The sequence below is a fragment of the Methanosarcina sp. UBA5 genome, from assembly GCF_002505485.1.
Taxonomy (GTDB): Archaea; Halobacteriota; Methanosarcinia; order Methanosarcinales; family Methanosarcinaceae; genus Methanosarcina.
This window is the reverse complement of record NZ_DAVG01000112.1, coordinates 67,371-89,834: the sequence shown is the minus strand read 5'-3', so window position 1 is coordinate 89,834 and position 22,464 is coordinate 67,371. Positions and strand designations below refer to the sequence as shown.

At 39.2% G+C, this 22,464-nt stretch carries 23 protein-coding genes; 14 read left to right on the top strand and 9 right to left on the bottom strand.

Translation table 11 applies throughout. The features are described 5' to 3' along the window. Positions 1 to 90 precede the first annotated feature (90 nt). Positions 91 to 975, bottom strand: coding sequence for a class I SAM-dependent methyltransferase (locus BP621_RS13570; protein ID WP_292390876.1), 885 nt, complete (start codon positions 973 to 975; stop codon positions 91 to 93). A gap of 269 nt (positions 976 to 1,244) precedes the next feature. On the opposite strand from BP621_RS13570, the gene BP621_RS13565 reads away from it, so the two are divergent. From BP621_RS13565 to BP621_RS13555, 3 genes are all read left to right on the top strand, one after another. Continuing rightward, positions 1,245 to 1,592 carry a P-II family nitrogen regulator gene (locus BP621_RS13565; RefSeq protein ID WP_292390874.1) on the top strand — a complete coding sequence of 116 codons (348 nt, stop codon included), beginning with the start codon at positions 1,245 to 1,247 and terminating at the stop codon, positions 1,590 to 1,592. 30 nt (positions 1,593 to 1,622) lie between these two features. Continuing rightward, complete coding sequence (locus BP621_RS13560) at positions 1,623 to 2,816, top strand: ammonium transporter (protein WP_292390871.1); 1,194 nt, start codon at positions 1,623 to 1,625, stop codon at positions 2,814 to 2,816. Between the two features lie 229 nt (positions 2,817 to 3,045). After that, the gene (locus BP621_RS13555; RefSeq protein ID WP_292390868.1) at positions 3,046 to 4,263 is read left to right on the top strand and encodes an ammonium transporter; all 1,218 of its coding nucleotides are present in this window, start codon (positions 3,046 to 3,048) and stop codon (positions 4,261 to 4,263) included. Positions 4,264 to 4,536: 273 nt separating this feature from the next. On the opposite strand, the gene BP621_RS13550 is transcribed toward BP621_RS13555, so the two are convergent. From BP621_RS13550 to BP621_RS13540, 3 genes are all read right to left on the bottom strand, one after another. Continuing rightward, entirely contained in the window at positions 4,537 to 5,472 is a 936-nt protein-coding gene (locus BP621_RS13550) for a magnesium transporter CorA family protein (RefSeq protein WP_292390865.1), read from the bottom strand. 155 nt (positions 5,473 to 5,627) lie between these two features. Next, positions 5,628 to 5,957: a YnfA family protein gene (locus tag BP621_RS13545; protein WP_292390863.1), complete on the bottom strand. Its 330-nt coding sequence runs from the start codon at positions 5,955 to 5,957 to the stop codon at positions 5,628 to 5,630. Further along, positions 5,954 to 6,331 (bottom strand): YnfA family protein, encoded by a 378-nt coding sequence (locus BP621_RS13540; protein WP_292390861.1) that lies wholly within the window; start codon positions 6,329 to 6,331, stop codon positions 5,954 to 5,956. The genes BP621_RS13545 and BP621_RS13540 overlap by 4 nt, the downstream gene beginning before the upstream one ends. Positions 6,332 to 6,937: 606 nt before the next feature. On the opposite strand from BP621_RS13540, the gene BP621_RS13535 reads away from it, so the two are divergent. The 7 genes from BP621_RS13535 to BP621_RS13505 all read left to right on the top strand — a co-directional run bounded on the left by BP621_RS13535 (position 6,938) and on the right by BP621_RS13505 (position 13,968). Then, the gene (locus BP621_RS13535) at positions 6,938 to 7,168 is read left to right on the top strand and encodes a permease (protein WP_292391057.1); all 231 of its coding nucleotides are present in this window, start codon (positions 6,938 to 6,940) and stop codon (positions 7,166 to 7,168) included. A gap of 1,710 nt (positions 7,169 to 8,878) precedes the next feature. Then, complete coding sequence (locus BP621_RS13530; protein ID WP_292390859.1) at positions 8,879 to 10,795, top strand: NADH-quinone oxidoreductase subunit L; 1,917 nt, start codon at positions 8,879 to 8,881, stop codon at positions 10,793 to 10,795. Then, entirely contained in the window at positions 10,792 to 11,661 is an 870-nt protein-coding gene (locus BP621_RS13525) for a respiratory chain complex I subunit 1 family protein (RefSeq protein WP_292390857.1), read from the top strand. The genes BP621_RS13530 and BP621_RS13525 overlap by 4 nt, the downstream gene beginning before the upstream one ends. Positions 11,662 to 11,675: 14 nt before the next feature. Beyond that, positions 11,676 to 12,146 (top strand): NADH-quinone oxidoreductase subunit B family protein, encoded by a 471-nt coding sequence (locus BP621_RS13520; RefSeq protein WP_229396110.1) that lies wholly within the window; start codon positions 11,676 to 11,678, stop codon positions 12,144 to 12,146. Next, positions 12,139 to 12,492 (top strand): NADH-quinone oxidoreductase subunit C, encoded by a 354-nt coding sequence (locus BP621_RS13515; RefSeq protein ID WP_292390855.1) that lies wholly within the window; start codon positions 12,139 to 12,141, stop codon positions 12,490 to 12,492. Before BP621_RS13520 ends, BP621_RS13515 begins: the two co-directional genes overlap by 8 nt. 22 nt (positions 12,493 to 12,514) lie before the next feature. Then, positions 12,515 to 13,591 carry a nickel-dependent hydrogenase large subunit gene (locus BP621_RS13510; protein WP_292390854.1) on the top strand — a complete coding sequence of 359 codons (1,077 nt, stop codon included), beginning with the start codon at positions 12,515 to 12,517 and terminating at the stop codon, positions 13,589 to 13,591. A 17-nt stretch (positions 13,592 to 13,608) separates the two neighbouring features. After that, positions 13,609 to 13,968 carry a 4Fe-4S dicluster domain-containing protein gene (locus tag BP621_RS13505; protein ID WP_292390852.1) on the top strand — a complete coding sequence of 120 codons (360 nt, stop codon included), beginning with the start codon at positions 13,609 to 13,611 and terminating at the stop codon, positions 13,966 to 13,968. Positions 13,969 to 14,591: 623 nt separating this feature from the next. On the opposite strand, the gene BP621_RS13500 is transcribed toward BP621_RS13505, so the two are convergent. Then, positions 14,592 to 15,131: a GNAT family N-acetyltransferase gene (locus tag BP621_RS13500; protein ID WP_292390849.1), complete on the bottom strand. Its 540-nt coding sequence runs from the start codon at positions 15,129 to 15,131 to the stop codon at positions 14,592 to 14,594. Positions 15,132 to 15,162: 31 nt separating this feature from the next. Here BP621_RS13500 and BP621_RS13495 point away from each other — a divergent pair, with 31 nt between their 5' ends. From BP621_RS13495 to BP621_RS13485, 3 genes are all read left to right on the top strand, one after another. Then, on the top strand, positions 15,163 to 15,288 hold the full coding sequence (locus tag BP621_RS13495) for a hypothetical protein (RefSeq protein ID WP_292390846.1): 126 nt from the start codon (positions 15,163 to 15,165) through the stop codon (positions 15,286 to 15,288). A gap of 163 nt (positions 15,289 to 15,451) precedes the next feature. Next, complete coding sequence (locus tag BP621_RS13490) at positions 15,452 to 15,928, top strand: hypothetical protein (RefSeq protein WP_292390844.1); 477 nt, start codon at positions 15,452 to 15,454, stop codon at positions 15,926 to 15,928. 650 nt (positions 15,929 to 16,578) lie between these two features. Continuing rightward, on the top strand, positions 16,579 to 18,306 hold the full coding sequence (locus BP621_RS13485) for a DEAD/DEAH box helicase (protein WP_292390841.1): 1,728 nt from the start codon (positions 16,579 to 16,581) through the stop codon (positions 18,304 to 18,306). Between the two features lie 197 nt (positions 18,307 to 18,503). On the opposite strand, the gene BP621_RS13480 is transcribed toward BP621_RS13485, so the two are convergent. Then, entirely contained in the window at positions 18,504 to 18,866 is a 363-nt protein-coding gene (locus tag BP621_RS13480; RefSeq protein WP_292390840.1) for a sulfite exporter TauE/SafE family protein, read from the bottom strand. Between the two features lie 217 nt (positions 18,867 to 19,083). Beyond that, positions 19,084 to 19,785: a class I SAM-dependent methyltransferase gene (locus tag BP621_RS13475; protein WP_292390837.1), complete on the bottom strand. Its 702-nt coding sequence runs from the start codon at positions 19,783 to 19,785 to the stop codon at positions 19,084 to 19,086. 427 nt (positions 19,786 to 20,212) lie between these two features. On the opposite strand from BP621_RS13475, the gene BP621_RS13470 reads away from it, so the two are divergent. Beyond that, the gene (locus tag BP621_RS13470) at positions 20,213 to 20,914 is read left to right on the top strand and encodes a metallophosphoesterase family protein (RefSeq protein WP_292390834.1); all 702 of its coding nucleotides are present in this window, start codon (positions 20,213 to 20,215) and stop codon (positions 20,912 to 20,914) included. A 42-nt stretch (positions 20,915 to 20,956) separates the two neighbouring features. On the opposite strand, the gene BP621_RS13465 is transcribed toward BP621_RS13470, so the two are convergent. Next, a complete protein-coding gene (locus BP621_RS13465; protein WP_292390832.1) occupies positions 20,957 to 21,403 on the bottom strand; it encodes a putative zinc-binding protein in 447 nt (148 codons plus the stop codon). Positions 21,404 to 21,636: 233 nt separating this feature from the next. Further along, the gene (locus BP621_RS13460) at positions 21,637 to 22,137 is read right to left on the bottom strand and encodes a metallophosphoesterase (protein ID WP_292390829.1); all 501 of its coding nucleotides are present in this window, start codon (positions 22,135 to 22,137) and stop codon (positions 21,637 to 21,639) included. Positions 22,138 to 22,464: the final 327 nt, after the last annotated feature.

Here is a 22,464-nt window from a genome sequence, read left to right as displayed (position 1 = left end):
ATGACAAGGATCAGCAAGAGCCGGATTTGTGTGCTTGATAGTCTTCCGACTTATTGTTGAAATTATTTTCTTAAAGTACCTCTTTTTAGATTATTCTCTTTTTACAGCTTTTATAATCACAGCTCCTTCCGCACTCTCAACTTCTACTGCGAAGCCGACATCTTCAAAGAGTCCTTGCCATCCGGCTTTCGAGAGTTGAGGTCCATGGTGGTGTTGATCTGCAAGCGGCTCAACTGCGATCAACAGGCCGCCGTTTTTAAGCACTCTCTTAATCTCAAACAGGGCAAATTTGATGTCTTCGAGGTGGTGAAGCATGAAAAAGCAGGTAGCTACATCCGCAGAATCGGCTTCAAAAGGTAGGGCATAGGCGCTTCCGGTCCTGAACTCAACATTCGGAACACCAAGGATATAAGCATTCATCTGTGCCTGGCCTGTAAGTGAATCATGAAGCTCGATTCCGTAAACCTTTGAATCCGGATTGTTTTTTGCAAGCTCCATTGTAAGGTTTCCGAAACCGCTGCCAATATCGAGAATTGTTTCTTCTCCTTTTATATCAGGAAGCAAAGTAGGAAGCACCTGCGCACGCACACGGGCCATATGGTCTTCAGGAAATGTTGCTCTTTTTGCGTTTTCCGCATCTATCGTTGTAAAAGGAAGAATAGCATAGATTTTTGAACCATTAACTGCCATGAGCCCTCTTACGTAAATTCTGTCAGTTTCAGCTACGATACACTCCACAACCGAAACTCCGATATCCTTGCAAAAACGCATATTCCATTCTTCTTTTTTCTCAGGGAACCTTATATTCAGGGGGGTATGGATCACAATATAATGAGAATACTCCGGCTTGAAATAATCTGACACGGATTCAGGTACATTCAGACGAATTTCACTGATGCTATCCCTGAAAAGGGCAAGAATTTGCAGGGAAACTTCATCAGCTTCGTTTTTTACACTTCCAATTTCTCCGAACATACCTCTAAATTTGCTTTCACTAAATAAAAGCTCTCTTATAGCAACAATTAGAAGAGGAAAGTGAACTTACGCCAGGTACCCCGGATTTCTCCGGTTTCAAATTTATATTAACTATAAAAAGTACCGAAAACTTCTGTTAAACTCTATAATTGCGGAGAAAATCTACTACACTTTATCACTTTTTTTGGCTACTATATAAATATATAATGCCCTAATGCATATATTTAAATATTATTAAGTCGGATACAGATTACCTATTGGTGGTCATGATGAAATACATAATCGCAATGATAAGGCCGGAAAGACTCGATGCAGTCAAAAGAGAACTGCAGAAACTTGCAGTAAATAGATTAACAGTATCATCGGTCGCCGGTTACGGTGCGCAAAAAGGGCATCTAGAGATCTACAGGGCAACTGAACATGAAGCAAATCTTCTTGAGAAAGTAAAAATCGAAATCGCAGTAGAAGACCATTTTCTGAAATCAGTTACTGAAGCAATAAAGACCGGAGCAAAAGGCAATGACGGTTATTACATCGGAAGCGGCAAGATATTTGTTCTGCCACTAGAGGATGTAATAAGGATTCGCACTAATGAAACCGGACCTAGCGCTCTATGAAAAGCTAATAGCGCTCTATGAGGGAATAATATGGCTATAGAAGGAGCAGACACGGTATGGGTATTAATCTCAGCCGCACTTGTATTGTTAATGCTTCCTGGACTTGCGCTGTTCTATGGCGGGCTGGTCCAGCGTAAAAACGTTCTGAGCAGCATGATGCATTCATTTGTTGCGATGGGCATCATGGCTCTGGAATGGGTATTGATAGGTTACTCGCTTGCTTTTGCAGACGGTAACTCGTTTGTCGGTGGCCTCGGACATGCGTTCCTGAAAGGGATTGATGCATACTCAGTAACTGGCACAATTCCAACTTATGCATTTGTTGCATTTCAGGGAATGTTTGCAATAATTACGCCTGCTCTGATTTCAGGTGCAATTGTAGGACGTGTTAAGTTTAAATCTTATATTGCGTTCATCGCACTCTGGGGACTTATTGTATATGCACCTGTCTGCCACTGGGTCTGGGGTGGAGGATTTCTAACAGGAAAAGCTCTCGACTTTGCAGGCGGCACGGTTGTTCATATCACTTCAGGTATTTCCTCGCTTGCAATTCTGACCTACATTGGCAAGAGGCGTGGTTTTGGAGTAGATCCATTAAAGCCACACAACGTTACTCTGACGCTCCTTGGAGGTGGCCTTCTCTGGTTCGGATGGTTCGGGTTCAACGCAGGTTCAGCTCTTGCTGCAAATGAGATCGCATCACTTGCATTTATTACAACACTTATAGCTCCCGCAGCTGCAGGTTTTGTCTGGATGGCACTTGAATGGCGTCACTTTGGATATCCGACTGCTCTGGGATTTGCAACCGGGGTTCTAGCAGGACTTGTTGCAATAACTCCAGGTGCAGGTTTTGTCTCTCCAATGGCAGCAATTCCTATAGGTATGATCACAAGTTTCGTGTGCTACAAAGCTGTAGGACTCAAAGAAAGGTTTGGATATGATGATTCACTGGATGCCTTTGGAGTACACGGCGTAGGAGGAATAGTAGGTGCACTTCTAACAGGTGTATTTGCAAGTGTAGGAGGGACTGGACTCCTTTATGGAAATCCCGGGCAATTGCTAATCCAGTTCCAAGGCGTTGTTGTCACAATTGTTTATGCAGCTGTCGGTACCCTCCTTATCGGATTCATACTTAACAGGACTATAGGGCTTAAAGTCAGCGAAAGTGAAGAAAACATCGGACTTGACAAAACGCAGCATGGTGAATTTGCATACAACCTTTGAGTACAGGATTTGGGTACAGGCAAAACTTTACCTGTACTTTTCTAATTTTAGGTTTTCGTAGAATTTTCCTTATCGAGAAACCCCATCTTAACCATTTCTATCCTGAAAATCTCTCGAAATATATTTCGTGTAATACGAGGGGTAGAAATGGTTATGTATTATAACATAGGAAGAAGGTAAGACTTTTGAGATTTCCTAGTTATCATATAAAAATAGATGGGATGATAAGATGTTTGATACTGGCTCGACAGGCTTTATGCTGCTTGCGACAAGTCTTGTGATGCTAATGACTCCTGGTCTGGCATTCTTTTACGGAGGACTTTCCTGTAAGCGGAATATTTTAGGAATTATGATGCAAAGCTTTGTTTCGATGGGATTGACGACTGTTTTGTGGTTCATTATTGGGTATTCTCTGTGCTTCAGTGGAGGGCAGGGTGCAATAATAGGAAACCTGGATAAAATGTTTCTGCATGGAATTACCCCACTTACAATATTCAAAAATATGGGGTTCCCAGAAATTGTATTCGTGGCTTACCAGATGATGTTTGCAATTATCACTCCGGCTTTGATTACGGGAGCATTTGCAAACCGGGTTACTTTTAAGGCTTATCTTATTTTCCTTGTTCTCTGGCAGCTTTTTGTTTACTATCCTTTTGTTCATATGGTATGGGGAGGCGGTCTGCTTGCACAAATGGGAGTCCTTGATTTTGCAGGTGGGATTGTCGTCCATGCGACAGCTGGATTTGCAGCTCTAGCTTCGGTCTTCTACGTAGGCTCAAGAAAGTACAACAAAATAACAAAACCAAATAATATTCCGTTAATGGCTGTTGGAACTGCTCTTCTATGGTTTGGATGGTATGGCTTTAATGCTGGAAGTGAACTCAATGTAGATGGGATTACCTCACTTGCATTCCTGAACAGCGACATTGCAGCTTCTTTTGCAGCAGTAACCTGGATGGTAATAGAATGGTATAAGGAAGGAAAACCAAAGTTTGTTGGGTTTATGACAGGAGCAGTTGGAGGCCTTGCAACGATTACCCCTGCAGCAGGCCTTGTTTCTTTGCCTGTGGCTGCACTAATGGGAATCCTCGGATCAGTTGTCTGTTACTTTGCCGTACATCTTAAAAACAAGATGGAATGGGACGATGCTCTTGATGTATGGGGTGTCCATGGAATTGGGGGAGTTACCGGTACAATTTTACTTGGAGTCTTTGCTTCGACTGCTATAAATCCGGCAGGAGCTGACGGACTGCTTTACGGCGGCACAGCATTCTTTATTAAAGAAGTTGTGGTTGTTGCAGCTACTTCAATCTATGCATTTGTGTTTACTTACATTATGCTGATGTTGATAAACTCAGTAACTCCGGTCAAAGTTACGGACGAAGACCAGCTTGTAGGCCTGGATATTTCTATGCACGGCGAATGTGCCTACGACACAATTCACTGAGAAAAACAGGTTTATTCAGTTGATGAATAACAGTTATGGGACTCCCTGACTTTTTTTATTTTTTCCGTTTAAGCCTTTCAGGATCGTCTTCTTTTCACAGAAAGCTGCACTGGATTTTCAAGTAGGAAAGTAACAAATAAAGGCTCTGAAGGGAGGATCTCTCTTAAAATTCGGGCATTTAGGCGGGATTTATTTTAAAACTGATATTCTCAGCGGTTTTTTTCTCAGAACAATTGTCTTCTCAGAACAGTTGTTTTCTCAGAATAATTTTCCTCAGAACAGCTGTTTTTTTACCATTGTGAGCGCCAGGATCACCGAGAAAAACATTGTCATTACGAAAATAATTGCAAATGCGTGGGGATTATTCTCGAAAGGGACGTCAACATTCATTCCAAAAAAGCTTGCAACCATTGTTGGGATTGACAGAATAATTGTGACTGAAGTCAGGAATTTCATGACAATATTTAAGTTGTTGGAAATAACCGAGGCATAAGCATCCATCGTCCCTGTCAGGATATTGCTATAAATATTTGCCATTTCAATTGCCTGCTTATTTTCTATAATAACATCTTCGAGAAGCTCTGTATCGTCAGGATACATTTTTACAGGAGTAGACCTGAGGATTTTCTCAAGGACTATTTCATTGCTTTTTAAAGATGTAGAAAAATATACAAGGCTCTTTTCCAGTTCAAGAAGCTGGATTAATTCTTCGTTTTTCAGAGATTTATGCAGTTTGGATTCGATTTTATCACTTGCTTTATCAATGCGCCTGAGATATTGAAGATATAACTTTGAGTTTTTATACAGGATTTGTAAAAGAAACCGTGTTTTTTTGAATGTATAAAAGGATTTTATTCTTCTTTCAATAAAGCTACTAATAACGTAATTTTCCTGAAGAGAGACCGTAACAATGTTTTTGCCGTTAATTATAATCCCGAGGGGGATTGTAAAATAAATTCCCCCGTCCTGCAGGTTGGCGTTCGGTACAGGTATATCTATTAATACAACAGTACAGCCTTCATCAACCTCAATTCTGGAGCGCTCCTCTTCATCAAGTGCAGCTTTAAGATGTTCAGGGGGAATATTCAGGTCTTTTGAAATTGAAAGAATTTCCTGCTCGTTAGGATTTACAAGATTAATCCATGCGCCGTCTTCAACTTGATCAAGAGTTACCAGTCCGGAATCTGTTGATTTAAATATCTGAAGCATGGATGTTTCTCTCCCTATCGGCAGTGTAAAAGTTATACTCACTTAAAATGAGGATAGGATTTACAGGTTTCAAGCAGAGCACAGATCTATAAATATATTTTCATAATAAACATTTCTGGCAGGTTTAATTACTTTACTAAACTTCTACCAATCCGTCAACGAGGTATGTAGAACATTATCATCACACCTACAAGTGCAATCAATGCCCCTATTATTTCATATTTATCGGGGTTTTTCTTATCGATGAGAGCTCCCCAGATCAGGGATGAAACAATAAAGATTCCTCCGTAAGCAGCATAAACTCTGCCGAAATGTGCATGCTGAAATGTTGGAATTATCCCGTAGACTGCCAATGTCAGTCCTCCGAGCAGCCCTAATACAGCTCCTTTATTTTCCCTTAACCACAGCCAGACTAGATAACCTCCTCCAATTTCAAAAAGAGCAGCCAGAAAAAACAGAGCAAGAGAGACGACTGAATCAATCATGTGTTATCATTTTCCCTTGGCCAGTAGTAAATGATTGACACTCCAATGAGAATAATTAGGGAGCCTATAAGATCATAAGTATCGGGAGGAATTTTGTCAAAGATCCAGCCCCATAAAAGGGACATAACGACAAAAATGCCTCCGTAAGTTGCATATATCCTGTGGAAATAAGAGCGTTGAAAGGTAGGCACGACTCCGTATAAAAACAGGATAATTGCTCCCAAAAATGCAAAAATAATTGCCTTGCCTTCACGAAGCCACAACCACATAAAATATCCTCCTCCTATTTCGAAAATACCTGCAAGGATAAACAGGAGAATAGTATGTATAAAGCACTTTTTTCTGGAGATGCATTCGGATTCTGTTTTTTCCATGTTCTCCAAACATTGTCAAAAATATATATAAATATACTGATTTTGAATTGCTCCAAATTTAATTTGAGAGCCTATCAGCCTGGATTAATGGCTGATTTATTTTTCTTTACAAGGAACAGAGCCAGAAGGGATCCGGAGGGAAAAATAGAGTGAAGAAAAGTGAAAGTAAAGTACGAGATATCTGAAGACTTATTTGCAGCAGTCGCATCCACCACACGAAGGAAGAAGATTTTTGTTGCTACTTTCCACCTCCCAGCATTCAAAACAGAGTTTTACTGTGCCAAGTTTCCTGTGCTTTACTCTAAGTAGCGAATTTTCATCCTTCCCACAAATAGAACATTTGACCATACTTGAAACTCTCAATTAGTTGTATTTACAGTTCAACTTTAATCAGATTTGAACTTTCAATCAATGTTTTTCATAAAGTAGTATTTAAGCACACTTGAATTCTCAATCAACGTTTTCGTGCCAGTATGCTCATAAAGGTTCCTTGCTGGTTTAGTAGATGTATATTAGACCTTAAATTACACTGGCTTTGAATCACCATATGATAGTATCTCACTCTAATTCAGGTATTATAAAATATTTACTTAGTGTGACAAACTTATATCGGCGACAAATTTATATTTATTAATAGGGGTGCCCCTATACTCAAACGTTATGGGTATGATCCCAATCGTGGAAAACCTTATTGGAAAAGGACTTCCAGTAGGCACTGCTCTAGCCTTCCTTATGGCAGTTACTGCGCTTTCCCTTCCCAAAATGATTATCCTGAAAAAAGTGCTTAATAATAAGCTGATAGGGGCTTTTGCCGAAAGAAATACTTATAAGTTGTAAACAGCCAATAATTCCAGGAAACTCAGTAATTAAGGAGAAAAGCGCAAATCCGGCTTTGCACCTAAAGTACCTTTTCTTTGTCCTGTCTTTCCTTGTCCACAGGAAGTAAAAAAGCATTTGTTATCAAATAGTATGCACAACTTTGAATTCTATATGCTAATTATTCAACAAATTCGCCTAATAATTATATAAAAAATAACATTTTTAACTCTAAAACACTTAATAAGCTCATCCCAAAACTCAAAATTGGTTCCTTGAATCTCAAGTTTTGAACGATCAATTGAGATTCTTGTAATGGAATATAGTTCTGAAACTTTGATTGATTTAAGAAGAAACTTGGTTTTGGGATGAGCTCAATTATTATATAAGTGGTGTATAAATAGGAATCTTTAATAACTATCTTGTCAAATTAATATTCCCACATTATAATACAGTACAATATAATAGGAAGTAAATGTAATAGAGTTCCAAAGGAGTGATATTTTATCTTATGTTATGGCTAAGATTGCCAATAATTGTGATTCTTAAAATCTTATCTGCCGTGTTCTTTATCCTGTTTATAATGGGGCTGGTTCTTTTCCTTCGTTCATTTCTATCTATAGCAACCGATGACAATGAGTTACCCTTTGGCATAGCGTTACTAATTATTGGTGGAGGTATTAGTTATGGTTTTTTTAGGATTTCAATATACTATGATCAAATTTTGGCATCACTTAACCCAACCGATGATCCATTAATACTTCTCTAAATTTTTTCAATTGCCTAAACCAGCTCGACAATAGTTCAATATACATGGCGCCATAAACATATTAAATGTTACTTGTGAATCTTCCTTGGTAGACCAACTGCAAAACACCATAAAATCATATCAAGTTGACGTTTAAAAATTTTCCTTATTGGTTTTCTGGAATAGAGAGCATAGATTATTTAGCTTTAATCTAGGTATGAGTCTAAATCTATCCCTAAGATTACATGGTGAGCTTTTCTCTAAACCTTGTCTAGGATTGGCTCAGGACTTTAGTGTAAAGTCTCAATATTCACAAGATAAGTTAAAATCACTTTCTTTAAATATCACTTTGTTATATTAATTATTGTAATAATTTAACATTATCATTTATCTTTTATTTTTACATTTTTATTTAAAGCTGTGATTTTCGCAGAAGTTGAATAAATGAATCTCAGGAGCAATACAAAATTAAATTAAAATCAGTATGTTTAAATATAGCTTTGTACATGCTAATTTATGATATTTAAGTAGTACCAGAATTCTTTGGTAGCATCTATTGGCATTCAGTAGTATTTATAGCGAGAAATGTAAACGAGAAGAAAACAATATTTGGGGGCTATTTTGTCCATTATTCTCGTTAGTAATATAAAAGTGAAAAGAAAATCACTATCTTTAAATATGCCTTTGTTATATTAAGAATTGGCAACGTGTCGAATTTATATCGACGCTATTCGCATATTATTGTTTCTTGTGATTTTGATATAAGAATACTATAATATTTGTGGAATATTAATTTATATTCTTATATACTCAGGAATTGCGCAGTTGGACTGGGAAATCAATATAATAAGCTATTTGGGAATATAAAAAATAGTTGTAAAAACGTCCTAGTATTGGATTCTATTTTTCAGTTGCGTAAATTCCAGCATTATAAGTCAGAGAATAAACAGATCGGAGGATTAATAGATCGGAGGATACGCTGTATGATAGAAAACACCGTTATGCTATTAATTATAGTACCCTTACTGTTTTCGTTATTATTTGTGGCCCTTCCCAAATCTCTATATAAGATTCTTGCTTGGGCTTTATTCATACTTGGAGCAGCTTTATCAGTTAATTTAGTATTAGATGGTACTGGAGTAGTTCAGATTGGTGAACCAAATTTCGCAATGTTAGAAAACGTTGTCCTTATACTCGAAGTACTAGTAATACTATTTATTCTTGCTGTGTCAGCAAAATATAAAAACTGGCCTACACTTGGACTAGGAATAATTTCAGCAGCTATATTTGCTTACACTTTTTCCAATGTTCCAAAGGTCGAAGGTGCTTCTTTTAATATTGATCAATTTTCTCAAGTCATGATATTAATTGTGAATATAATCGGTACTGCGATTATATTATTCGCAACAGGATACATGGACCAGTATGAGGAGCACAGACATCTGAATAGGCAAAAGACATTTTACTTTACAATGAGCTTCTTCTTGGCAGCCATGAATGGACTAGTAATGGCTGACACACTAGGATGGCTGTTTCTTTTCTGGGAACTAACAACTCTGTGTTCATTCGTGTTGATCTCATACAACATGGATGAAGAGGGAATAAATAATGGTTTCAGGGCTTTGGCTTTAAACCTTGTTGGTGGAATTGCTTTATCTATAGGCATAATTCTGCTCGCAACTAATAATGTAAGTACTCTTTCTGGAATTGGAACTTACGCTGGAACTAATGCAGCAGCGCTGGCCGCTGTAGCTCTTCCTGTTGCCCTACTCTGTGTCGGAGGTTTTGCGAAATCTGCCCAGATGCCTTTCCAGAGCTGGCTCTTAGGCGCAATGGTAGCTCCAACCCCAGTTTCTGCTTTACTGCACTCAAGCACGATGGTAAATGCCGGTGTGTTTTTAGTTGTTAAGCTTGTACCAGCCTATGCTGGCACCTCTCTTGGAACAGCCATTGCAGTTTATGGTAGCTTTACCTTCGTTATGTGTTCAGCTTTAGCCTTATCTCAAAGAAATGCTAAAAGAGTGCTTGCATATTCAACCATTGCAAACCTGGGATTAATTATCGCAAGTGCTGGAATAGGCACACCTCTTGCTGTAGCTGCTGCGATTATGCTCATCCTGTTCCACGCAATATCAAAAGCTCTTCTCTTCCTGTGCACAGGTGAAATTGAGCACACTATAGGAAGCAGAGATATCGAGGACATGTCAGGATTAATAAAGAAGGCTCCTCTTCTCACCACTCTTGCAGCTCTGGGAATGGTCTCCATGCTGTTACCTCCTTTCGGAGTACTGCTCACAAAGTGGGTGTCAATGGAAGCTGCTTCAAGCAACCCTGTTGTTATAGTCTTCCTTATCCTTGGAAGTGCACTCACTACAGTTTATTATGCTAAGTGGCTTGGAACAATCTTGTCATCCAGCATGGATAAAAATGCAGTTCCCCACAAGAAACTGGAAACATATTTCCCACTGTCGTTACTTGGATTAGCCATTGTAGTTACAAGTATTTTTGTATTCCCAATATACGATTATTTCGTCAAACCTCAGGTAGATATTTTGCTCAAAGCTGCTCCTGCGATCTCAGGATTAGCGGGAGAATTTACCACTGAAATAGGGGCATTTACTTATATAGTGATATTTGTAGTGCTTGCTCTGGCTATTCTGATCTATCTCGCTACCAAGAACATGTTTACTCCTCGTATGTCTAGCTATTACATGTGTGGGGAAAACAACCTTGAAAGGGATAGATTAATGTTCAGAAATGGACTTTGCAGTTACGAAAAAAGCAGCGTCTCCAACATCTATCTCCAGAATACTTTTGGAGAAAGTAAACTTACAACACTCGGATACGCAATCTCCATAATTCTTATTGCAATTGCATTGTTAGGAGGAATAGGATTATGAATATGAACGATATTTTAACAATTGTTCTTGTTTTAATTGGTGCTCCTATCCTCGGCTGTTTAGCTTCAGGAATTGACCGGAGAATCACTGCAAGATTGCAGGGTAGGGTCGGTCCTCCTATCTTGCAGCCATACTATGATGTTAAGAAGCTCCTCAGCAAAGACAACATGATTGTAAATCCATCTCAAAACTTTTACGTAATCGTGTACCTGGTCTTTATAATTCTGAGCCTCTTGATGTTGGTTTTCAAACAAGACTTCTTGATGATAATATTCGTCTACACAGTAGCTTCGTTAGCTTTAATTGTAGGAGGAATGAGCACTGGTTCTCCATACGCTAGAGTAGGAAGTTCAAGGGAAATAATGGCTATACTATCCTATGAACCAGTTTTGATTTTATATGCTCTTGCAATCTACCTGCTTACCGGCACTTTCAAATTAACTGCGGTGTTAGACGCATCATCCCCTCTGCTGATATATACGCCTCTTATATTCATAGCAATGATAGTTGTTCTGAATATAAAATTCAAAAAATCACCCTTTGACTATTCAACCTCTCACCATGGTCACCAGGAGCTGGTTAAAGGTATGACAACCGAATATGGAGGGCCAGGGTTTGCTACCATTGAGATTGCACACTTTTATGAATACGTGTTTTTAACAGGACTCATATTCTTATTCTGGGCATCAACCCCAATAATAGGTGTGCTTATAGGTATCCTTGTTTACTTGCTTATAATTGTTATAGACAACATTACTGCAAGAGTATACTGGCAGTGGATGCTCAAACTGAGTTGGTCAGTCCTGCTAATAATTTCGATTGTGAACATAGCATACCTATACTATAGTCAAGCCAAATTAGTTTAAAAAGAGGGACACTTATGAGTTTGGCAAAATCCCCATGGATTATACATGTAAACGTGAACAGTTGTAATGGCTGTGATATTGAAGTAGTAGCTTGTCTTACTCCTCTATATGATGCTGAAAGATTCGGTGTTTTAAACATCGGTACTCCCAAGCAAGCTGATATAATGGTAGTTACAGGCTCAGTGAATTATAAGAGTGTAAATGTGCTTAAAAACATTTACAACCAGATTCCTGATCCAAAAGTTGTTTTAGCTGTAGGCGCCTGTGCATCTACAGGTGGGATATTCCATGATTGCTATAATGTGATAGGTGGAGTAGACCAGGTTATACCCGTAGATGCATATGTTCCCGGATGCTGCCCAAGGCCTGAAGCCATACTTGACGGCGTAGTAGCAGCACTTTCAATACTTGAAGAGAAGAAGAAAGGGAATATCAAGGGAAAGGAAGTAAAATTGAAAGGAAACGAGGTGCCATCGAATGCTTGATAATGTGATCCAAAATGTGACAGATATTAAAAGCATGCCAGAAGTGCTAAAAACGGTTGAGGGTTTGAAAAATGATGGCTATCGATACGTTACTATGATATGCCTGAAAGCTAACGAAGGCCACGAGTTAATATACATCTTCGAGAAAGATGACAAACTAAAGCACCTAAGGTACTTTGTAAAACCAGGTGAGAAACCAAAGAGTGTGTCAGGTATTTACCTATGTGCACTTTTAATCGAGAATGAGTACCAGGATCTTTTCGGATTGACTTTCGAAGGTTTAGCAATTGATTACAAGGGCCACCTTTACTTAACGCCAAACAGTCCAAAAACTCCCTTGGCTTAAAGCATTTTGAGAGGAGAATCACATGACAACTGTAATACCTTTTGGTCCTCAGCATCCCGTTTTACCCGAACCAGTTTCGTTAAAACTCGAGATTGACAACGATGTTGTTGTTGGAGTACTTCCCTCACTGGGCTACGTGCACAGAGGACTTGAGAAATTTATAGACACGAAAGACTATAATCAAACGATGTACATTTGCGAAAGAATCTGTGGAATCTGCAGTGGTATCCATGGTATAACTTATTCAAGGGCAGTCGAAAAACTCTTCGATGTTGAAGTCCCTGAAAGAGCTCAGTATTTAAGAGTGATAAATAGTGAACTCTGCAGAATTCACAGTCACCTTCTCTGGCTTGGCCTGTTCGCAGATGGATTCGGATTTGAAAGTCTCTTTTATGAATGCTGGAAGTACAGAGAAGACGTACTGGATTTATTAGAGAGATTCACTGGAAACAGAGTTATACACTCAATGTCCAAAGTAGGAGGAGCTTCCAGAGATTTGACTAAAGAACAAATTGATCAGATTCTGAAGACTCTTGATGACCTGGAACCCAAAGTCAAAAACATTGAAAAAGTATTCGTAAACAATTACACCGTAAAGAAAAGACTTGTGGGATTAGGTGTAATGTCAAAGCAACTCGCATATGAGGCTGGGACTGCTGGTCCTACACTTAGAGGAAGTGGAAATGCCATTGATGTGAGAAATACCGCAGATTGGGACATCTACAGGGATCTCGGTTTTAAGCCAGCCGTCGCAAAAGAAGGAGATTGTTACGGCAGAACTAAAGTAAGAATCGATGAAATATACGAGTCTATTAAGCTGGTAAGGAATGCGATCTCCAAGCTGCCGAATGGTGAAATTGAAACACGCGTAAAGGGTTTCCCTACTGGTGAAGCGGTTATGAGAGCAGAGCAGCCCAGAGGTGAAGTTGTATACTACGTGAAAGGTAAGGGTACTAAAAATCTGGAAAGACTTAAAGTAAGGACACCTACCTTTGCAAACATACCTTCACTGTTACTTATGCTGCCAGGCGTCAAACTCGCTGATGTGCCTATAGTTGTACTTACTATAGATCCCTGCATTAGCTGCACTGAAAGATAAAAAGAAGGGTGATATTAATGGGCATGTTAAACCTTGTACTAACAAATATTTCTCGTAAACCTGCTACCAGACTTTATCCCTTCGAGGTAAGGGCACCTTTTAAGGAGTTCAAAGGAAGAATCGTTTTCAATCCTGATAACTGTATTCTCTGCGGACTATGTCAAAAGAAATGTCCACCTGATGCAATAACAGTTACTAAGGCCGATAAAACATGGGAACTCAATGTATTTAGATGCATTATGTGCACTGAATGCGTTAATGGCTGCCCAAAAGATTGTATATCAATCTCTAATGAAAGAGCAAAGACTGGTGCTAAGGAATTTATTAAAATAGTGGTTCCAATAGTAGACAAGCCAAAAGCAGCACCATCAAAATAAGAAGTTAATTTTTAAATTAATTCTTTTTTGATACTGCTTTTCAATTTTTTTAAATTTTATGCCTGAAAAACAATACTGAATGTTCTCCGGTCTAAATTTGGCAGTTAAGGGAATCCTTTAGTGGGATTCCCTTAAAAGCCGTTCAGGTAAAAGGTATTTTTTACCGATTCTGTTTTCTACTGATTCTGTTTTCTACTGATTCTGTTTTCTACTGATTCTGTTTTCTACTGATTCCTTACTTCGTTTCTACTTTCGGCAGGTAGTTTATTTTTTTCGTAGTATTCCTAATGATAGTGGTTTTGCTGGAAAACACATCGTCCCCTGATACTAAAATTATTGCAAAAACGGATCATTGTTTATATATAGTGAGATTTGGGTCATATGTTCGCCAGTTTTCAATCAAATAGTATTCACACAATGTTTAAGAAACTTCATCATATAAAATACTCAAAATCTAATGTCGACCTGCCGATATATATTATAAAATTCGAAAGACAAAATAAAAGAAAATCAATATTCAAATTAATCTTAATATGAACAAAGCTGATATCCTGATTCTTTTTGAAATAGACAAAGCCGATATAAAAACTCTTAATTAGAAAGCTTAGCTTTGTTTGTTTTCCTCAAAACGGCGGTCCTTGTTCCTGCCGGACCCAAGCCATAGGAATGTCTGCTTCCAGTTCTCCAGTTTTGCCGGAAATTCGTTTTTCAAGCCTGCCTTCAGCCCTAAAACCAAATTTCTTGTAAAATCTTATGGCTTTTTGATTGCTTTCTTTTGCAACGAGTTCAACCCTGATGATCTCGGGATGCTTTGATTCTATTTCCTGCAAAAGGGTTCGAAAGAGCAATGATCCTATTCCTTTACCCTGATAGTCCGGGTGCACAGCTATTGTAAGGTCGCTGAAAAGATGCGAAAAAACCCTTATACCCGGGCTGCAGGTATGAACTTCCGCGATCAGAGTTTCAGGATTTGAAGGGTCTTCAATTACCAGAATAATCCCTTTTTCATGGCATCTCTCGATGAAGTTCCGGACATGAGCTTCAGTGATCTCATCGGCTTGTCTTGCAATCCCGCCTGAGCGGGCTGCAATAGCCCTATAAAGCACCATGATTTTATACAAATCCGAAAGTTCGGCTCCTCTAACACTGTATTTCAATTGCATTTTACCCATCCCCTTTTTAAGGAAAATCAACATGACAATATTAAAAGATAACCCTATAAGTGCCAGGATTGAAATTGTGGAGATTGCAGGCAATCCCGAACTTGTTGAAACTTTACGAGAAAGCAAGAAGGAGGGCTTTTTCTGGAAAAAGGAGTGAGAGTAATAAAGTAGTGGAGAAGTTAAGTGAAGAAAGGAATCCTAAGTTTACTGAGGAAAAACTCTGAAAAAACATATTATCTGCGTTTTACTCCCAAAGAAAATTCCAGAAAACACATTACAGAGCCAGAGAATTTAGTTAAGCTTTTATTCTTTCCTCTAGCATGTTAATATTGAAAAGGAAAGATGAACAGGAGATGAACTGGCTGATGAGTAGAATTCCTTTTTCCAACACAGGCCCGGAAACTAACTTTGATAAGCAGTGGGCTTTTGAGATTGCTTATTTTACTCAGCATATAGGGACTGATCTCAGGAACCTAGGGGATCTTCTGAATGCAAGGGATTATGTTGAGTCACGTTTCCTGGTCTCAGAAATGAAGCAGAGGGCAGAGTACGAAAAAACCGTTCAGCCCGACTTCAGGACTTCTGACGGCCTTGTAAAGGCCCGCAAGCTGTTCAACAGCTTTCTGGATGAGTGCGTTAATTTTGCTGAGCTTCTGAGAATCACAACAATACAGGAAGAAACCGGATGTGAAGAAGTATTGGATAAGCCCGAACAGATCAGGAATTCGATCGAGAGGCTGAACCTTCTTAAAGATATGTTAACCGATGAGCTTTGTTTTTACGGCTGGTATTACTGAATAAACAGTATCTGAATATTTCCCAGTTCTATCTGAAAAATCCTATCTGAAGCTTTATCTGTAATCTCTAAGCACTGATTGCAAATTCTAAGCACCTTATTAAACCTGTAACTGCTGTCTATATTGCAATAGCTGCTTATACCTGTATTGTAATTGCTGCCTATAAACGGGGTTTCCTGAAAATCGATGGCATCTGGCTTAGGGCCTTTCCGGATGATAGAAAGCTTTATTATTAAAGACCTCGTTAGAGGAGTTGCAAAGGGTTATATACAGGAATGTGTAACAGGGTAACTATCCAAGTTAAAGGTTATTTAATCTAACATTATTTAATCTAATAATTCCGTCTGCCTGTATCACAGGGAATAACTCAAAAAAGCGTCCGGAACTTATCCAAGAAAATCGAATTTTTGCTGTATAAGTTTTATGTATCTCGGTTGTGAATTTCCCTGGTCCTTAGGCATCTTCTCGCATTCCCGGGGAATATCAACCATTTATACGGCGTGTTTACCTGTTTTTAGCTGGTATCATGTACTGGTTTCAATAAATGGCCTCTTCCGCAAAGGATACTGCCGGGTATGTGGCAGAGAATATAAGCAGCAGGTCTGCAAACTGCACGACCTGTAAAAAATTGTCAATATTAGAGTGAGTACATGGAAAAACTAGCAAAATTTAAGGCATTGGGACTTTCAGACAGTACTTTAAAAGCCCTTAAAAAGAAAGGGTTTGAAGAACCAACCCCAATTCAGGAAAAGGTCATCCCGCTTTTTATGAAAGGAGAATGTGATATTATAGGGCAGGCTCAAACCGGAACCGGCAAAACAATGGCTTTCGGAGCCCCCATTATAGAAAAAATCCCTGAAAAATCAGGAAAAGTACAGGCAATAATCCTGACCCCAACCCGAGAACTGGCAATTCAGATCTCAGAAGAACTCAACTCCCTGAAGGGAGACAAAAAAGTGCATATCGTCCCTATTTATGGGGGACAATCCATGACCCAGCAGCTCAGGGTGCTGAAAAGCGGAGTTGACATTGTTGTGGGAACTCCAGGAAGGGTCATCGACCACCTTGAGCGGAAGAGCTTGAACCTTGAGCATATCGCATATTTCGTGCTGGACGAAGCCGACGAAATGCTCAATATGGGCTTTATTGATGATATTAAGGAAATCTTAAAGGCAACCGGGCCTGAAAAAAGAATGCTTTTCTTTTCAGCTACAATGCCAAAAGCAATCCTTGGAATCGTCAAGAAGTATATGAAAAACTATGAGCACATTGCCATAAAAAAAGAAGAACTTGTCGCAGAACTGACCGAGCAGATCTACTTCGAGGTGAAGGAAAACGACAAATTCGAAGCTCTGTGCAGGATTATAGACATTGAAGACGAGTTCTACGGGCTTATTTTCTGCAGGACAAAAACCGATACTAGCCAGCTTGCCCAGAAGCTTGGAGACAGAGGTTATTCAGCCGATGCTCTGCACGGAGACCTCTCCCAGAACGAAAGGGAAAAAATCCTGAATAAGTTCAGGAAACAGAAGATAAATATCCTCGTAGCAACCGACGTTGCAGCCCGAGGTATTGATATCATGGACCTTACCCATGTTATTAACTATACTCTTCCCCAGGACCCTGAATCCTACGTGCACAGGATCGGAAGGACAGGAAGAGCAGGAAAGCAGGGGACTGCGATCACCTTTGTTACATCCAATGAGTACAGGCGACTCACTTACATAAAAAAGACTTCAAAGTCAGAAATGAAGAAAGGAAAGCTGCCTGAAATAAAAGATGTGATCAAAGCCAAAAGGGCTAGAGTAAAAGCCGAACTTGACTCTACTATAAAGATGGAAGAATACGGCGACTGCCTTGAGATGAGCGAAAAGCTCCTCAATGAATATCCGGCAGAAAAAATTCTGGCTGCGCTTCTTAAGTACGCTTTCAAAGAACAGTTCGACGAAAGCATGTACGCAGAGATTTCCGGCAGTTCTTATGTCGATAGAAAAGGCAAAACCAGGTTGTTCATTGCTATGGGAAAAGTCGACGGCATGACTCCTGACAAGTTGTGCGAGTTCATCCAGGAGGAAACAGGAGACAGCGAACTGAAAATAATGGACGCAGAGATTTTCCCCCACTTCTCCTTCGTAACCGTACCTTTTGCCCAGGCTGAAGCTCTGCTTGAAATCTTCAAAAACAAAATGAGAGGGCGAAAACCCTTTGTGGAACTTGCCCAGAAATCAAAGGGAAGAAGTTCAAAGAGTACTGGTGACTCTCGCGGTGGCACTCGAAGTGACTCTCGCAGCAACTCTCGCAGCGGCTCTCGCAATACGAACAGTACAGGTTATTCGAGAAATTCAAGAAGTACGAAAAGAAAAGATTCTTCGTACTAATTTTATTTCTTTTTTCAGGATTCCCAACTGTAAAGCTTCAGGGATTTCGACAACTGAAAGCATAATTTTATCTGGGTTTTTATTAGGCCTTTTACTCCCTATTTGAATTTACGTTGAAATCAATATCAATAGACCTGCTTTACACAGAATGAATAGTTACTGGCATTCTCTGATATTTTCATTAGACAGCAAAGTACTTACTTTCCCAAATAAGTTTTTATTCCTACTAATATAACAAATATACCAAAAGCCTTCCTCAATATATCCATTGGAAGCATATTTGCGAATTGCGCTCCGAATTTTGCACCGATAACCATAGCGATACAAATGATTATACCCGCATATAAATCGGTATTTCCTCTTTTATAGTATTCAAGAAATGCAAGTATGCCAACAGGCGGAAGCAGTGCGACTAGAGAAGTCCCCTGGGCTTTTATTTGAGAAAATCCCTGTAAAAAAATTAATGCCGGGATAATAATAATCCCACCGCCAATTCCAAATAATCCACTTAAAATACCTGCTGCAGCACCAATCAGTAAATAAATTATTATATCTTCCATATAATTTTGCCACCCAAATATGTTTTAAAATAAATATTCCATTTATTCTGTTTTTTGTGATGAAAAACAAATGAAGAATCAATATTAATATCATTTCATTAATAAAAAAATTATACTGTATCTCCATAAGATGAAATTCGTCAGCTAATTGATAATTTTAAATCCTTTAATAGAATAATAAGAAAGAGAATTAGGAGAATAAGAACCAGATAAACAATTATTTGATGCAATAAAAGCCAGCCTGCATATAAGAGTACCAGAATAACTCCACGGTCCTGAACCCTGTTCCTCTTAGGAGTTTCAGGTGTTCTTCAACAGTTATTGGAAAATATTCAGTATCAAAACGCTCCAAATGCTTCTTTACTTCTTCCTCAGTCCTGCCGTGGGTTAACTGAAAATTGCGCCAGTATCTTTTCCCTGCGAGGATTCCCTCCTCGGTTAGAGGCCTGATATTCTCAAAGGTGATATAAATTCCACTTTCTTTTAAAAGATTATAACATACGTCAGTAGCTCTGGCTCTGCCTTCACGGGTTAGGTAGTGATGACACTGTATCGCAGTTATAATGTCCGGGTTTTCCTCCAATTCTTGAGAGAATTCCTGTGTAGGGGAAGCTTTCAGGAATTTCAGCCTGTCAGCAGGGTGGGGTGATAGTTTTTTCCTTGCCTGATTCAGCATACCTTCTGAGGGATCAAGTAAAAGAAACTTTGTAGCCTGAAATTCCTCTATTGCCTTATTAACCAGAGATCCTGTTCCGCATCCGGTATCCAGCCAGATTTTTGGGCTGGATGGCAGGGATTTGACGAAATTGATAGTTTCCTGATGAAAACAGGAGTAGTAAGGGAGAACTCCGGAAATTCGGAAATCAAAATCTTCGGGAAGATGGGGGGTGGCATTTTGGGTAGTTTTTGCAGGAGTCATATTACTAGGATCCTTTTTACTTGTTATCTAGTTAAAAAGTTATCATCTTTTCTTGGAAATGAGGATAATTAATTGTTTTCCTTAAAAGTACACTATTTCTTGTCTAAATCTCATTAAAGACTAAAAGTAGAAATTAAGCGTGAAAAGCTGAAGGTCTTACAAAGTAAATATAAAGCGACTTCTGAATCATATACTGGAGCTTTCATTTTATCTTCATAATTTCAGTTGAGAATAAGACAATTTCACCTGATAGCTGGAATCATCCATCTATGGAGGCAAATCTTGCTGGTAATGGGAATAGGAGTACGTGGGTTACATGTTTGAGAGATAAAATGGGAGAGATCTAAGGTAAAAACAAAGAAAAAATAATAAGAAATAAAAAGAAAAAAGCCAAAAATAGAGCGAATAAAGGGAAAAAGGGGAACATATGAGAATACTGCTGATTGCCGACATCCATGCAAATTATGAAGCTTTAGAGACTGTTCTGGAAATTCCTTATGATAGAGTCATTTGTCTCGGAGATATTGTTGATTATGGGCCTGAGCCGGACAAATGTATTGACCTTCTGCGTATGCAAGGAATTCCTGTAATCAGAGGAAACCACGATAATGCAGTTGCTTTCAAGGTGGACTGCCAGTGCGGGTACAAATATAAGCATCTCTCAATTGCAACCAGGGAATATACCTGGGAAATCCTTGACAGATCAGGGATTGAATATCTTCAGAAACTTCCCCTCCTGATAAGAGAAGAAATTGATGGAAAAAGGCTCTATCTGATCCATGCCAGCCCCCGTTCCATGTTCGAATACATAAAACCTGAAACTCCAGATGAAGAAATCCAGAACATGATAAACGAAGCAATAGAACCTGTGGAAGCAGAGTTTCTTGTTGTAGGGCACTCTCATATCCCCATGAACAGGAAACTTGGAAACCTGACAATAATAAATCCGGGTTCAGTTGGACAGCCTAGGGACGGAGATTCCAGGGCAAGCTGTGCCGTTTTTGATACAGTAAACGGAGAAATAGAGCACCTGCGCCTCGATTACGATGTCGACTCGGTCTGCGCAAAGATCAAAGAGAGAATGCCTCATGCTGATGAACTTATAGCTATTCTCAGGCGAGGATATTGATATTGAAAATAAGGAATTAAAAGTAATGCTGGGAGGTTAAATTCAGGCTTCTTTTATAGCCCTGACAATTTTTTCCACATATTCGGGCTTCACATCCGAAGGCCTTGTTTTTTCAATTCCGAGTTCCGTAACCATCAGATATACGTCGGCTTTGAGCTCGGCTTCATCGAGCTTTTTTGTGGCACAGCGGTCCGTGCAGCCGTCCAGGGCAAGAATCTTAAAGCCTTCTGATACTGCATCTTCAACCTCATCAACTCCTTTGTGAGCAGCTGCAGCCCTGTACAGATCAGGCCTTCGGAAAGCAAGAGTCGACGCTGCCTGCATTGTAAGTTTTCCTGTGTTAGAAAGGCCAGAGCAGGCAAAAATGAGAGTGTTTTTCCTTTTTCTGAAAGCCTTTTTTGTTTCATCTGCCTTGCCGGGTAAATAGTTTGTAGGGTCCTTTCCTGTTGCTTCCATGGCTGTTACATCCTTAATGAGAAATTTAAACATTAGTGAGAGATAGAATCGTTATGAGTAATACAGCCTTTAATGAGATATTATTTCACAACCTTTGATGAGATATTGTTTCAAAAACGATTGAAATGTAAACTGCAAGAAAGCTGAAATAATTTCCGGTATTACCGCCAGCCAATCTGGCTCAGTTTCCCTCCTCCAAATGCGCCAAAAAACGCCAAAAAATGCCAATAAAACTTAGCACGCTGAAAAATAAGAGAGAAATAAAATCAGTCAAGTTCAAGCTGCATTATCTCAACGTTAAGGTTTGCAATATCAAGAATGGCAACCGTTGATTTCCCGGAAAGCACACCTGAAGATTCCCCTGGATTTATAACCGGAACCCCTTCAACTATTTTGACACCTGGATCGTGGGTATGGCCCCGAATTACCACGTCAAATTCCCCTGATTTGGCAAGTGCTTTGACCAACGCCTCATTTGTTCCGTGGAGAAGGGCAATATGCAGCCCGTCAATTGTCAGATCTCCAAAGTTCCCGCAGGAGGTAGCTCCAATTTCTTCAAACCGTTTCGTAAGTGTCACTTTATCTCCGTCGTTGTTTCCGAATACAAAGTAAAGTTTTGGCTCTAATTCCTTAAAGGCTCTCGCGGTAAAAGGAGAAACGAGATCTCCGGCGTGCAGCACGGCTTTTACCCTTTTTTCATTAAAAAATTCCACCGCTTTTCGGATAGCATTCATGTTATCGTGTGAGTCCGAAATAATTCCAATCAAGTATTCCCACCTCTTCGATTAGCTTTCCCTATTCAATATATAGTGCGGTTTGCTAAAAAGAATTTGGTAAAACAGATTTTTTAGAGCCTTTTTCAAGAAGTATAAATTTTATAATTACGGTTTATAGTTAGGCTTTTAGAAATTAGGCTTTTAGAATCGAGGTCTAGAGTAGGAACTTTAGGCTTAAACCTTAACAGGAGCTGCTTTTCCACTTGCATTCGGAATTAATCTGGAGCAATACAAATCCACGAGCTGAGCCCGAACTCCCATCAAGAAGACAGCTACTTTTAAATATGAGTTACTGGTATTATTGAGATAATCCCTGAA